The sequence below is a fragment of the Desulfitispora alkaliphila genome, assembly GCF_050433185.1.
Taxonomy (GTDB): Bacteria; Bacillota; Desulfitisporia; order Desulfitisporales; family Desulfitisporaceae; genus Desulfitispora; species Desulfitispora alkaliphila.
Genome location: NZ_JBNPXS010000003.1, coordinates 16,925 through 30,144, shown reverse-complemented (window position 1 = coordinate 30,144; position 13,220 = coordinate 16,925). Strand labels below are relative to the sequence as shown.

15 protein-coding genes are annotated in these 13,220 nt (G+C 41.0%); 14 read left to right on the top strand and 1 reads right to left on the bottom strand.

The window, feature by feature from the left end; all coding sequences use genetic code 11:
* The 12 genes from GGQ84_RS01760 to GGQ84_RS01705 all read left to right on the top strand — a co-directional run bounded on the left by GGQ84_RS01760 (position 1) and on the right by GGQ84_RS01705 (position 10,851).
* Positions 1-1,152 (top strand): amidohydrolase, encoded by a 1,152-nt coding sequence (locus GGQ84_RS01760; protein ID WP_429158329.1) that lies wholly within the window; start codon positions 1-3, stop codon positions 1,150-1,152.
* 101 nt (positions 1,153-1,253) lie between these two features.
* Positions 1,254-1,655: a response regulator gene (locus GGQ84_RS01755; protein ID WP_429158327.1), complete on the top strand. Its 402-nt coding sequence runs from the start codon at positions 1,254-1,256 to the stop codon at positions 1,653-1,655.
* A 105-nt stretch (positions 1,656-1,760) separates the two neighbouring features.
* The gene (locus GGQ84_RS01750) at positions 1,761-1,949 is read left to right on the top strand and encodes a PspC domain-containing protein (protein WP_429158324.1); all 189 of its coding nucleotides are present in this window, start codon (positions 1,761-1,763) and stop codon (positions 1,947-1,949) included.
* 29 nt (positions 1,950-1,978) lie between these two features.
* Complete coding sequence (tsaE, locus tag GGQ84_RS01745) at positions 1,979-2,464, top strand: tRNA (adenosine(37)-N6)-threonylcarbamoyltransferase complex ATPase subunit type 1 TsaE (protein WP_429158321.1); 486 nt, start codon at positions 1,979-1,981, stop codon at positions 2,462-2,464.
* Entirely contained in the window at positions 2,445-3,152 is a 708-nt protein-coding gene (gene tsaB / locus GGQ84_RS01740) for a tRNA (adenosine(37)-N6)-threonylcarbamoyltransferase complex dimerization subunit type 1 TsaB (RefSeq protein ID WP_429158318.1), read from the top strand. The genes tsaE and tsaB overlap by 20 nt, the downstream gene beginning before the upstream one ends.
* Before the next feature lie 39 nt (positions 3,153-3,191).
* A complete protein-coding gene (gene rimI / locus GGQ84_RS01735; protein ID WP_429158316.1) occupies positions 3,192-3,638 on the top strand; it encodes a ribosomal protein S18-alanine N-acetyltransferase in 447 nt (148 codons plus the stop codon).
* 31 nt (positions 3,639-3,669) lie between these two features.
* Positions 3,670-4,680, top strand: coding sequence for a tRNA (adenosine(37)-N6)-threonylcarbamoyltransferase complex transferase subunit TsaD (gene tsaD / locus GGQ84_RS01730; protein WP_429158313.1), 1,011 nt, complete (start codon positions 3,670-3,672; stop codon positions 4,678-4,680).
* A gap of 126 nt (positions 4,681-4,806) precedes the next feature.
* On the top strand, positions 4,807-5,370 hold the full coding sequence (locus GGQ84_RS01725; protein ID WP_429158310.1) for a 5-formyltetrahydrofolate cyclo-ligase: 564 nt from the start codon (positions 4,807-4,809) through the stop codon (positions 5,368-5,370).
* A gap of 28 nt (positions 5,371-5,398) precedes the next feature.
* Entirely contained in the window at positions 5,399-5,890 is a 492-nt protein-coding gene (gene nuoE, locus GGQ84_RS01720; RefSeq protein WP_429158308.1) for an NADH-quinone oxidoreductase subunit NuoE, read from the top strand.
* An 18-nt stretch (positions 5,891-5,908) separates the two neighbouring features.
* On the top strand, positions 5,909-7,693 hold the full coding sequence (nuoF, locus tag GGQ84_RS01715; RefSeq protein WP_429158306.1) for an NADH-quinone oxidoreductase subunit NuoF: 1,785 nt from the start codon (positions 5,909-5,911) through the stop codon (positions 7,691-7,693).
* Positions 7,694-7,719: 26 nt separating this feature from the next.
* Positions 7,720-10,434 (top strand): formate dehydrogenase subunit alpha, encoded by a 2,715-nt coding sequence (gene fdhF, locus GGQ84_RS01710; protein WP_429158304.1) that lies wholly within the window; start codon positions 7,720-7,722, stop codon positions 10,432-10,434.
* Positions 10,435-10,644: 210 nt separating this feature from the next.
* The gene (locus tag GGQ84_RS01705) at positions 10,645-10,851 is read left to right on the top strand and encodes a hypothetical protein (protein WP_429158301.1); all 207 of its coding nucleotides are present in this window, start codon (positions 10,645-10,647) and stop codon (positions 10,849-10,851) included.
* Between the two features lie 27 nt (positions 10,852-10,878).
* Here the strand turns inward: GGQ84_RS01705 and GGQ84_RS01700 are convergent, their stop codons facing one another.
* Positions 10,879-11,637 carry a patatin-like phospholipase family protein gene (locus GGQ84_RS01700; protein WP_429158299.1) on the bottom strand — a complete coding sequence of 253 codons (759 nt, stop codon included), beginning with the start codon at positions 11,635-11,637 and terminating at the stop codon, positions 10,879-10,881.
* A gap of 155 nt (positions 11,638-11,792) precedes the next feature.
* On the opposite strand from GGQ84_RS01700, the gene GGQ84_RS01695 reads away from it, so the two are divergent.
* Together GGQ84_RS01695 and GGQ84_RS01690 are read left to right on the top strand one after the other, a co-directional pair.
* Positions 11,793-11,972 carry a hypothetical protein gene (locus tag GGQ84_RS01695; RefSeq protein WP_429158296.1) on the top strand — a complete coding sequence of 60 codons (180 nt, stop codon included), beginning with the start codon at positions 11,793-11,795 and terminating at the stop codon, positions 11,970-11,972.
* A complete protein-coding gene (locus tag GGQ84_RS01690) occupies positions 11,972-13,216 on the top strand; it encodes a molybdopterin molybdotransferase MoeA (protein WP_429158293.1) in 1,245 nt (414 codons plus the stop codon). Before GGQ84_RS01695 ends, GGQ84_RS01690 begins: the two co-directional genes overlap by 1 nt.
* Positions 13,217-13,220: the final 4 nt, after the last annotated feature.

Genomic DNA, 13,220 nt, shown 5'->3' with positions numbered 1-13,220 from the left:
ATGAAAGCGCTAGTTAATGGAACTATTATAGATGTAGTTGGGAGAAGAGAGTTTCGCGGAACTATAGTTATAGATGGGGACAGAATAGCATCAGTTATTGAGGGAGATAATGTTCCCCAAGGTGCAGAAGTTGAGGATATGACTGGGAATTACCTGATGCCTGGAATGATAGATGCTCATACCCATGTGGGAATTCTAGAAGAGATATATCGGATTGAAGGGGATGATGTGAATGAGGTTTCTGACCCTGCAACCCCACATTTAAGAGCTATTGATGCCATTAATCCTAAGGATGTGAGCTTAGCTGATGCCCGCAGTGCTGGAATTACAGTGGTAGTATCTGGACCGGGTAGTGCCAATGTAATTGGTGGACAAAATCTAGTTATGAAGACTAGCGGTGATGTAATAGATGACATGGTTTTGGTTGACCCAGTAGGGTTAAAGGTGGCTTTTGGAGAAAATCCTAAAAACGTCTACGGACAAGGTCAAAAAAAGACTCCTTTTACAAGAATGGGTACTGCTGCTATATTGCGAGAAAACCTGGTTAAGGCAGATACATACTTAAAAAAGCTAAGAGTAGGTGAAAAAGTAGATAGGGACTTGAAGTTAGAGGCATTAGCGCTAGTCTTAGAGCGAAAAATACCCCTAAGAGCTCATGCTCATCGAGCAGATGATATTATGACCGCTATAAGAATCGCTGGGGAATTTTCGGTGGATTTAATCATAGAGCACTGTACAGAAGGGCACGAAATAGTGGAACAGCTTAAAAAGCACAATGTACCTGTTGTAATAGGACCATCGCTTATGGGCAGGGCTAAAGTAGAACTAGGGGACAGAAGCTTTAAGACAGCTGGTATCCTGGCTTCCAATGGGATAAAAGTAGCCCTGACTACAGATCACCCAGTAGTTCCAATCAACTACTTGCCTCTTTGTGCAGCCTTAGCTGTAAAAGCTGGTATGGATCAATGGGACGCCTTGCAGGCTATTACCATAAATCCTGCAGAAATAATTGGCATAAGTGATGAAAGGGGATCCTTAGAAGTTGGCAAAAAAGCTGACCTAGTTGTTGCGGCTGGAGAGCCATTAGATATCAGAACAAAAGTACTAAGTGTGTATCAAGATGGTAAAAAGCTACAAATTAGTACAAAATAAGACTAATCTTCACATTTTTTTCATGTGTTGAAAGCAGGAAATAGCTACTATGGGTCGAAATATATCTATAAATTGGAAAATATGAAAGAGGAGGTGTTTTTGTGTCTGCTTCAAAAGAAAAGTCTATACTTATTGTGGACGACCATGTAGGAATAAGATCTATGTTAGAAGTTATGTTTAAGGAAGAAGGTTATATAACTTATACTGCTTCAGATGGTAGCAATGCAATTGAATTGGTGCAAAAACACTATCCTGATGTGATTTTAATGGATTTGCGGATGCCAGGTATGGGTGGAATGGAAGCCTTGGTGCAAGTTAGGAAGATAAGCACTGATAGTAAAGTGGTAATGATGACTGCCTTTGGTGAAAAGGAAATTGAGAGTTACGCCTTAAAAAAAGGAGCCGTTGGCTTCTTTTATAAACCCTTTGATTTGAATGATATAAAAGATTTTGTGGAAGAATTATATAAAAAAGATATGGATGAATGTGCAAATTTAGCCTAAACCCTTAAAAAAAGGGTTTCTTTTTTTGTCAGCAGGAATAAAATATATATTAGGAGAAAGTTATTATTAGACAATAGAGACTTTTAGCTAAAGGGGTGGTTCTCAGTGCGAAAAAAACTTTATAGGGCAACTTACAATCGAATGTTGGGCGGAGTATGTAGTGGTATTGCAGAATATTTTGAAGTTGATCCTACTCTGATTAGGTTAATTGTAGCTTTTTTAATAATTATCACTGGATTTATTCCCGGCGCCGTGTTTTACATTGTGGCATGGGCAATTATTCCAAGGGGGTAATGTGGTTATAATAGGTTAGAGGTGAAAAAATGAACTACAAAATTGAAACGAAAACAGAAGAAGATACTGGAAAGCTTGCGAAATTCATGGGAAAAATAGTGAAGGCAGGTTTTGTCATAACATTGTCTGGAGACCTGGGCGCTGGGAAAACCACTTTTGCCAAGGGATTTGCACGGGGCATGGGGGTAGAGGATGTAGTAACTAGTCCCACCTTTACTATTGTGAATGAGTATGAGGGAAAATACTTTGCTCTATATCATTTTGACGTATACCGCCTCGATGATGCCAGTGAGCTTGAGGAAATAGGGTATGAAGAGTACTTTTATTCTTCTCAGGCAGTGACGTTAATTGAGTGGCCTGAGCGAGTAAAAGAGCTAATACCAGATGAACATTTGCGAGTAAAGATAGATTTAGTTGATAATGGTAGCAGTAGAGTTATTGAAATAAGTGCCATTGGAGAAAAATACGAAGAACTAATTGGGGAGTTGAAAAAAAGTGTTAGTATTGGGAATTGATGCTGCTACAAAGGTGGCAACCGTTGGACTATCAAGTGAGGACAAGCTCATTGGTGAGAACTATTTACATGTGGAAAGTAACCACTCTGAAAATTTGATGCCCTTAATTGACCAGCTAATTAGCAGCTGTGGAGTTGCTAAGGAAGATATAACTGGTGTAGCCGTATCTACAGGACCAGGTTCTTTTACTGGTTTACGCATAGCCATGAGTATAGCAAAGGGCCTTGCTCAAACACTAGAAATACCTATTGTGGGCATTCCTACTTTAGATGGACTAGCCCACAAGATGATGGGCTTTAATGGGGTCATATGTCCAATTTTAGATGCCAGAAAAGGTGAGGTATATACTTGTCTTTATAGTGGGACTACAGATACTCTTGAAAAAACATCCTCCTATATGGCTGTTTCCATAGAGGAACTAGCTAATATGATGGAACCTATAGACAAGCCTATTTATTTTTTAGGTGACGCAATCCCTGAATTTAAAGAAAAGATATTAGCTTTATTGAACCATAAAGAAATTTATTTTTCGCCACAGCCAAACAGTATGCCTAGTGGAGGGCAAATAGCTTGGTTGGGGAAAAACTTAATTTTAAAAGAGGAAGTTGACGACCTACATAAATTAACCCCAATGTACTTGCGGGAATCAGAAGCTCAAGTTAAATTAGAGCAGGCAAGTAAAGAATAGACGGGGGTAGGTGAATTAGTGGATATTGTATTTAAAGAAATGAAATTAGACCATGTGCAACAAGTACTGGCTATTGAACAAGAATCCTTTCCCACACCTTGGAGCGAAAAAGCATTCAAGGGAGAATTAAAAGACAATGATTTTGCCCGTTATTATGTGTGCGTTCAAGCAGCTGGGTTAGAAGGGGGAACGGATAAGGTAATAGGTTATGTGGGCATGTGGTTGGTAATAGACGAAGCGCATATAACTACAATAGCTGTGGACCCGGGAGCTAGGAGTGCTGGTGTGGGTCAATTTATGCTAATTAATATTTTTAGAGAGGCTATTTCTCTAGGGATAAAAAAAATGACACTTGAAGTGAGGCCGTCTAACAGTGCGGCCCTTTCTCTATATAAAAAATTGGGCTTTGAACCTAAGGGTATAAGACACAGATACTATTCGGATAATGGAGAAGATGCTATTATTATGTGGAAAGAATTAGTTTAAAATATCAAATATAGTTTGAAAGAGGGATACAATGAAAGAAGAAATTATACTGGCGCTGGAAACATCCTGCGATGAGACCTCTGTTGCACTGGTAAAAGGCGGCAAGGAAATTCTCAGCAATATAATATCATCCCAGATTGAAACTCATAAAGTCTTTGGGGGAGTTGTCCCAGAAATTGCCTCGCGCAAGCATATTGAGGCCATCTCTTTTCTAGTAGAGCAGGCTATTTTAGAAGCTAAAATAAATAAAGGGGATATTGACGCTGTAGCGGTTACCAATGGCCCTGGATTAGTAGGAGCTCTCTTGGTAGGTGTGAACTATGCAAAGGCATATGCTTACGGGTTGGGAAAGCCATTGATCGGAGTTAATCATATTGTTGGTCACATATACGCCAACTTTTTGGAGCACCAAGACATATCCTTACCTGCAGTTTGTTTAATAGTGTCAGGAGGACATACTCATTTAGTATATCTGACAGAGCACTTAAAATATGAAATAATAGGTCAAACCAGAGATGATGCAGCAGGAGAGGCCTTTGATAAAGTGGCTAGAGCTATGGGGTTAGGGTATCCTGGTGGACCCATAGTTGATAAATTATCTAAAGAGGGAAATGAGCAAGCCTTTCAGTTGCCTCGAGTGCGCTTAGAAAAAGATACCCTGGATTTTAGCTTTAGCGGTCTGAAATCTGCTAGTTTAAATATTATAAATCAAGCTAAAATGAAAGGCGAAGATATAAAACAAGAAGACTTGGCAGCGAGTTTTCAGCAAGCAGTAGTAGATGTGCTTACAGAAAAAGCAATTGAAGCTTCAAAGCGAAAAGGCGTGAAGAACTTATTGTTAGCTGGTGGAGTGGCGGCTAATAGTTCCCTTAGGGAAGAGTTGATGAATAAGTCAAGGGAAGAGGGAATAAACCTTTACTATCCATCCCTGAAACTATGTACTGACAATGGAGCCATGATTGGTACCGCAGCTCATTACAAATATGTGAAACAGGATTGGTCTGACTTAAAATTAAATGCCATACCCAACTTGAGACTATAGGATGAGAATGAAAAGCAAAAAAACCTCCTTTTCTGAATCTTATGTATAATTCAGAAGGAGGATTTTTACTTTTTATGGTTAAATATAAAAGAAACGTTAAATAAAAAAGGGGGGAGCGGATCTGCTGTGAAAAAGGAACTAAGAAAGGAGATAATTAGAAAAAGGAATTCTGTGGGGGATGAAGAAATACTGAGCAAAAGTCATAAAATTCATAATCATCTATTTGAATTAGATGGCTACAAGCAGGCTAAAGTTGTTATGATCTATGTGGATTTTAGAAATGAGGTGACCACTAAACCTGTTATCCAGAGAGCGCTAACGGACGGAAAAAAAGTAGCAATTCCTGTTTCTAAGAAAGAAACTACAACAATAATACCATCGGAACTGAAGAGTCTTTCTGAGTTGACAGAAGGAACATGGGGGATTTTAGAGCCTAAGAGTGAATTTATGCGTCCACTTGAACCAGAGGAAATTGATGTGGTAATTGTCCCAGGGGTAGCTTTTGATCAAAGGGGAAATAGACTAGGGTACGGCGCAGGGTATTATGACCGCTTTTTTGAAAGAGTGCTTGATACACATCGTATTGCATTAGCATTTGAGTTACAGATAGTAGACGATACTTATCCCGCTGAGCACGATGTACCAATGGACATGGTTATCACAGAGGAGAGGTTAATTATCCCAAAGTAGGGGGGAAGAACAGGAGGGAGGTATTTGTATGTGTAATTGCTGTCAACAAGACCAGCAAGTTGAAACAGAAAAGGAATTAAAGTTAAAGGAAGTTATCGGAAAGTTCTGCAATCAGAGAGGGGCTTTAATACCAGTCCTACAAGCTGCTCAGGATATTTATGGATATTTACCAAAGGAAGTGTTAATCAAGATTAGTGAGGATCTAAATCTTCCTTTGAGTAAGGTGTATGGAGTAGTGACTTTTTATGCTCAATTCCACTTAAAGCCGCGAGGGAGACACATTATCCGCGTATGCTTAGGGACTGCCTGTCATGTTAGGGGTGGAGCCAAAGTTTTGGAGCGTATTGAGAAAGAGCTGGGAATTTCAGATGGGAGCACTACGGAAGACTTGCGCTATACTCTAGAATCTGTTGCCTGCATTGGAGCCTGTGGGCTTGCACCTGTAATAATGGTAGGAGATGATACCCATGGCAGGTTAGAACCAGAGCAGATACCGGAAATTCTGGAGAAATATGAGTAGTAGGGGGGGGGTTATGAGATGACACGTCGAATACTGATATGTTCAGGGACAGGTTGCGTTTCCTCGGGAGCGAAGGCGGTTAGCCACGTACTGGCAGAAAAACTGCAGGCTAAAGGCATGAGTGAAAAGTTTGAAATAATAAAAACCGGTTGTCACGGCTTCTGTGAGCAGGGGCCCATTGTAATTGTAGAGCCCGAAGAGATATTCTATTGTAGGGTTGAAGAAGGTGATATAGACGAAATCCTAGACTCCACTCTTGAAAAAGGTCAAATTGTGGAGAGACTCCTCTTTAAAGATCCCAATACTAAAGAAGCCTTTAATACATTTCACGATATTCCATTCTATAAAAAGCAAATGCGTTTATCCCTAAAAAATTGTGGTCATATGAATCCGGAAAATATTGATGAATACCTAGAGAATAAAGGTTATTCTGCCTTAGAAAAAGTGCTTAAAGATTTTAGCCAAGTAAAGACTATAGAGGAAGTGAAAGCTTCTGGTTTACGAGGTAGGGGTGGAGGGGGATTCCCCACAGGACTCAAATGGGAGTTCACCTATAAATCTCAAAGTGATAAGAAATACGTGGTTTGTAATGCAGACGAGGGTGACCCAGGAGCATTTATGGATAGAAGTATCTTAGAGGGAGATCCCCACGCATTAATTGAAGGGATGTTGATTTGTGGATATGCCATAGGTGCAGACGAAGGATATGTCTATGTGCGAGCTGAATACCCACTAGCTATTAATAGATTGGAAATAGCAATTGCCCAAGCTGAAGAGCGAGGCTATTTGGGAGACAACATTTTGGGTACAGACTTTAGCTTCAAGCTAAAAATTAAAGCGGGAGCAGGTGCCTTTGTTTGCGGAGAGGAAACGGCACTGTTGACTTCTATCGAAGGAAACAGAGGAATGCCCCGAGTTAGACCCCCATTTCCAGCTGTGAAAGGATTATGGGATAAGCCTACAAACATTAATAATGTGGAGACCTTCGCTAATATCCCCGTAATCTTCCGAGAAGGAGCAAAATGGTATTCCAAAATAGGAACAGAAAAGAGTAAAGGCACTAAAGTATTTGCCTTAACCGGTAAGGTGAATAATACTGGTCTTGCCGAAGTTCCCATGGGGATAACCATGAGGGAGATAATATTCGATATTGCCGGTGGCATTAAAGATGGTAAAGAATTTAAAGCAGTTCAAATTGGAGGACCATCGGGAGGATGTTTGCCACCAGAAAAATTAGACTTATCTATCGACTATGATTCGCTAATAGAAGCTGGTGCCATGATGGGTTCAGGCGGATTGGTTGTCATGGATCAAGATACTTGTATGGTTGACTTAGCTCGTTTCTTCTTAAGCTTTACCCAAAAGGAATCCTGTGGTAAATGTACTCCTTGTAGAGAGGGTACAAAGCGGATGCTTGAGATATTGAACAGGATTACAGAAGGTGAAGGCAAACCTACCGATATAGATACCCTAAAAAGCTTAGCTAAAACAATAAAATCTACCAGTTTATGCGGTCTAGGTCAGACTGCACCAAATCCAGTCCTAAGTACTCTCAATTACTTTTACGATGAATATGAAGCCCATATTGAACACAAAAGGTGTCCAGCAGGTGTATGCCCGGAGCTACTCAGCTTTTCAATTGTAGAAGACAACTGTAAAGGCTGTACAGTGTGTAAAAAAGCGTGTCCAGTTGAAGCTATCTCGGGAGAAGTGAAAAAGCCTCATACAATAGATCCCGTAACCTGTATCAAGTGTGGTGCATGTGTGGAAAAGTGTAAGTTTAACGCTATTAGCAAGGGATAAATACGTCTCGAAGGAGGATGAGTGACGTGAGTAAAATAACTTTATCAATAGATGGAGTAAATGTAACAGTGCCTCAAGGTACTACGGTCCTAGAAGCAGCTAAAGCTGCTGGCTTTGATATACCCACCTTATGTCATGACCCCAGTCTTTCCAATCCTGGAGCATGTAGGCTCTGTGTTGTGGAAATTGAGGGAATGAGAAACCTGCCCGCATCATGTGTGACTACTGTAAATGAGGGTATGATAGTTAAAACTAAAAGTGAAGATGTTTTGGAAGCTCGCAAAGTAATTTTAGAGTTGCTATTAGCAAACCATCCCCAAGACTGCATGACCTGTGAAAGAACGGGGAATTGTAAGCTGCAAGATTATGCCTACCAATACGGTGTAAGAGAACTCTCTGTATCAGGGGAGCAGACGGAATACCCATTGGACAACAGTAACCAGTTTATGGAAAGAGATAATTCGAAATGTATTTTATGTGGCAAGTGCGTTAGAGCATGTGCGGAGGTGCCCGAGCGGAATGTCCTGGACTTTACTGAGAGAGGGTTTAATACAAAGGTTACCACTGCATTAGATGTGGCCATGGAGGAAACTGACTGTGTTTTCTGTGGAACCTGTGTAGCTGTTTGCCCTGTAGGTGCTCTAGTGCCCAAGATGATGAAGGGGCAAGGAAGGCCTTGGGAAACTGAAAAAGTGCTAACTACTTGTCCATATTGTGGAACAGGCTGTAATCTGGAGTTAGTGGTGAAGGATCACAAGGTAATAGGAGTTGAATCCACTCCAGAGGCGGAAGTTAATGGCAACGCTCTCTGTGTTAAGGGCAGATTTGGCTATAACTTTATTCATCATCCTGACCGTCTCCAAACACCGCTGGTTAGAAAAGAGGGAGAATTGAAGCCAGCCACATGGGAAGAGGCTGTTGACTACGTTGCAGAAAAGTTAGGAGCAATTAAGGAAGAGTCAGGGCCCGATGCAATAGCAGCGCTGAGTTCTGCGCGCTGTACAAACGAGGAAAATTTCCTAATGAATAAGTTTATGAGGGCAGTGATAGGAACCAACAATTTAGATCACTGTGCTCGGCTTTGACACGGCGTTACTGTCGCTGGTCTAGCGACGACGTTTGGCAGTGGAGCAATGACAAACCCAATTGGGGATATAGATAATACTGATTTTATGCTAGTGATAGGGTCTAATACAACAGAAGCTCACCCTGTAATTTCTTATAGAATGTTAAGGGCAAAGCGCGAGCGGGGGGCTAAGCTGGTGGTAGTTGACCCTAGGAGAGTAGAGTTGGCGGAAAAGGCGGACTATCACCTCCAGTTGAACTCTGGGTCTGATTTAGCACTATTAAATGCTATGGCTCACGTTATTATTAAAGAAGAGCTATGGGATAGCGAATTTGTTCAGGAGCGAACTGAAGGCTTTGAAGAACTGAGGCAAATGGTAGAAAAGTATACACCGGAAATGGCTGCTGAGATTACTGGAATAGATGCTGAAGTAATCCGTGAGGTTGCCAGAAGCTTTGCCACAGTGGAGAATGCAGGTATTTATTATACCATGGGTATAACTCAACATATAACTGGAACTAGTACAGTAATGGCAATTGCCAATCTGTCTATGCTCACTGGTCACATAGGAAAGCCTTACGCTGGTGTTAACCCTCTTAGAGGACAGAATAACGTTCAGGGAGCCTGTGATATGGGTGCGCTTCCAAATGTATATACAGGCTATCAGAAGGTTGAAGATGCATCAGTAAGGGAAAAGTTCTCTCAGGCATGGGGAAGCCAGATGCCCGAAACAGTGGGCCTCACTGTTGGCGAAATGATTGAAAAGGCACTAGAGGGCCAGGTCAAGGCTATGTACATCATGGGTGAAAACCCAGTGCTCAGTGACCCAGACGCTAACCACGTGGAGAAGGCCTTGGATAAACTAGACTTATTAGTAGTTCAGGATATTTTCCTAACAGAGACCGGTAGATACGCAGATGTAGTATTACCTGCGGCTAGCTTTGCCGAAAAAGATGGAACTTTTGTAAATACAGAGCGCCGAGTTCAGCGAGTGCGCAAAGCGGTAGAACCTGTAGGTGCAGCCAAAGCTGACTGGGAGATTATTCAGCTAATAGCCAATAGGATGGGCTATGATATGAACTACGCAACAGCAAAAGACATCATGGGTGAAATTAACTCACTGACGCCTAGTTATGGAGGAATTACCTATGAGCGTCTTGAGCAGGGTGGACTACACTGGCCTTGTCCCGATCAAACCCATCCGGGAACACCTCGGTTGCATGAAGAGAAATTCACCAGGGGTAAGGGCAAGTTTGTGCCAGTAGAGCACTTGCATCCAGCTGAGCAGGTTTGTGCTGAATATCCATTTGTGCTAAATACAGGTAGACGTCTCTTCCATTATCACACTAGTACTATGACTAGGCGGGCAGAAGGACTTAATAATCACTTTAGTGAGGAATACCTAGAAGTGAATCCAGAAGATGCGACAAGACTGAAGCTAGTATCTGGGCAAAGAGTCAAGTTGATATCTAGAAGAGGGGAAATAGATATCAATGTGAAGGTGACAGATGTTGTTCCTGTTGGAATGGTATTTACTTCCTTCCACTTTAGTGAAGCGGCAATTAACAAGCTAACTAATACAGCAAAAGATCCAATAGCCAAAGAACCTGAATTAAAGGTTTGTGCAGTAAACATTCTATCTGCTGAAGCGGTAGAGCAAGATACAGCAGGGTAGGATTTTAGGAGATGATATGTTAAATCATATCATCTCTTTTTTTGTAGTCAAAGCCTTCCTGTTTCGGGGTAGTACATTAGTACTAAATATAATATCTGTGATGATGGTCACAAATATCTATATAAATTTAGAATAATTATTGTTAAAATTAAATTAAGACAAGAACAGACTGAAGATACCCTAATTCTATGTGCTGAGGAGAGGTGCAATATGACGGTGGAATTACTACTAGGATTAGGTGTGATTTTTACGATTATGCTGGGTTTTGGCCTGAGTGGCATGTTGACTGAAAAAAAGAGAGAAAGAAGGAGTTGGATTTGGCATAAAGTTGTGTTTCTTGCAACGGGAAGTGTGCTATCAGTTGTTACATTTATATTAATGATTATTATAGTGTGGCCCACTAAAATGGTGGTGTAGGTTTATAACTCTGGCAAATTGCCAGAGTTATTTTTTTAGAGAAGCTTTTATCCGTTTAATATTCTCCATTGTAGTATCATAACCGACTTGATAAAGATAATCGGCCTTTGCAAAATCCCACAAGGGGATTTTTCCCGTTTGTGGCTTAAGTACTATGGTTGCATATTTTGATGCTAGGCTTCTAGTGTTAGCCTGTAGCATTAAATCAATTGAGCTTGCGGCTACTTCAAGAATATTCTCCGGGTTTACATACCCTTCCTGAGTACTTAAGTCTACTGCTAAAATGGTTTTAGTGTTCAATTTATGCAACAGGTTTACGGGTAAATTGTTTATAACACCGCCATCAATTAAGTCCATGGATCCCCATTTCTTTGGTGCAAACACAGCAGGGAGAGATGTGCTGGCGCGGAGAGCGGTGGCCAAATCAACATTACTGTAAATTTCACTGTAGGGAATTTGGTTTGGTAGTAATTGCTTCATGGATTTAGAACAAAAGAGGATTAACTTACCGCTTTTTATATCTACTGCAGTTATGGCTAAGGGTGTTGTGATTTCACTCATATGTACATCTCCAAAAGTACCTTTTAGCCAGCTTTCGAAGCGATTACCAGTTAATATGCCCAAAGGACTATAGTTAAAGAAAAATTGAGAAGAAAATCTATCTATATATCGCTGTCTTATATTCCAGAGTATAAAAAGCCACCGATTATCTGCCAGTGCTTCTAGTACCCCTAGGTGTGCGACTCCTTTTAAGCCTCCACCGCTAAAAGCAACTCCTAATTTCACATAAAACACCACCTTTTATGAAATGTTGCGTTTGTATATAATATATGTAACGCAGAATAGAACGGTAATACTAAAAAATCGTTATGCTGAGCAGGAAATAGCGAAAAAAATATAGAAATATAAAAATAGTAAAATAATTAGGAGGGGTATGGACTATGAATGAAAAGAGTGACTTACTTAAAGAAGAATTGGAAAAAGTAATAGTGAATAATAAATTGACATGTGCCCAAGCACATATGATATCAGATAAGCTAAACATCCCTTTAAGAGAGATTGGAGAAAAAGCAGATGAACTGGGGATTAAAATAAGTAAATGTCAGTTGGGGTGCTTTTAATGGAATTTTTTCGCGTGGTATCACCGGGAGAAGCCAAAGATATTATAGCAAAGGTATGGAAAAATGATTCAGGCACAGAAGAGCTACCAGTTGCAGAGGCGGTGGGAAGAAAAACTTCTGAAAATATTTATTCTAAAGAAGTAGTACCTTGCTTCGATAAATCAACCGTAGACGGTTTTGCAGTAAAATCCCAGGATACTTTTGGTGCATCTGAGAGCCTGCCAGCATGTCTCAATGTGGTAGGTCAGGTTGAAATGGGGACTTCCTACTCAGAAGAAATTAAGGTAGGTGAGTCAGTTAAAGTGGCCACTGGGGGAATGCTTCCACCAGGAGCTGATGCTGTTGTGATGGTTGAGCAAACAGAAATGCTTGATGATACTACAGTAGCTATCAATAAGGCGGTAGCCCCAGGAGAAAATGTTATTAGTAGGGGTGAGGATATAGCTGAAGGGGATTTAGTAATAGATGTTGGTCATGTACTTCGTCCTCAAGATTTGGGGCTTTTAGCTGGGGTTGGCCACCATAAAATAAAGGTGCAAGAAAAGATGCCGGTGGGAATTATCTCTACAGGAGATGAAGTAGTGCCCCCAGAGCAACAAGTTAAGCCTGGTCAAGTAAAGGATATTAATACCTATACGCTGATGGGATCTGTTATGGCTGCCGGAGGCGAGGCTCATAGCTATGGAATTATAGCTGATGATTACAGTGAGCTTAAGAAGGCTGTGGAGTTATCTGTTGCCAACAACCACTTGACGCTAATTTCAGGGGGTTCTTCGGTGGGAACTAGGGATTTGACTTGGCGGGTATTAGAGGAAATTTCAGCAGAGCAGAGTGGAATATTATTTCACGGGGTATCTATTAAGCCGGGAAAACCTATCTTAGCAGCCCAATGTGGGGGTGGTAAGCTTGTCTTTGGATTGCCTGGGCACCCTGCATCAGCTATGATTGGCTTCCAGCTACTTGTTGAGCCATTGATTAGAAAGGGAGGCTACAGTGAAGACTATTTCCCTGTAGAGAGAACTGTAAATGCAAAACTTACAAAAGCCCTTGCTTCTACCCCTGGGAGAAAAGACTATGTTAGAGTAAAGTTAGAATTAGACAGTAGTGGCCAATGGTTAGCCCATCCTGTATTAGGAAAATCAGGGCTTATAAGTCCTATGGTTAGGGCAGATGGAATGTGTGTAATCCCACTGATGGCAGAGGGAATAGACGTGGGAACAGAAGTTGTTGTGACCCTTTTTTGAGAGA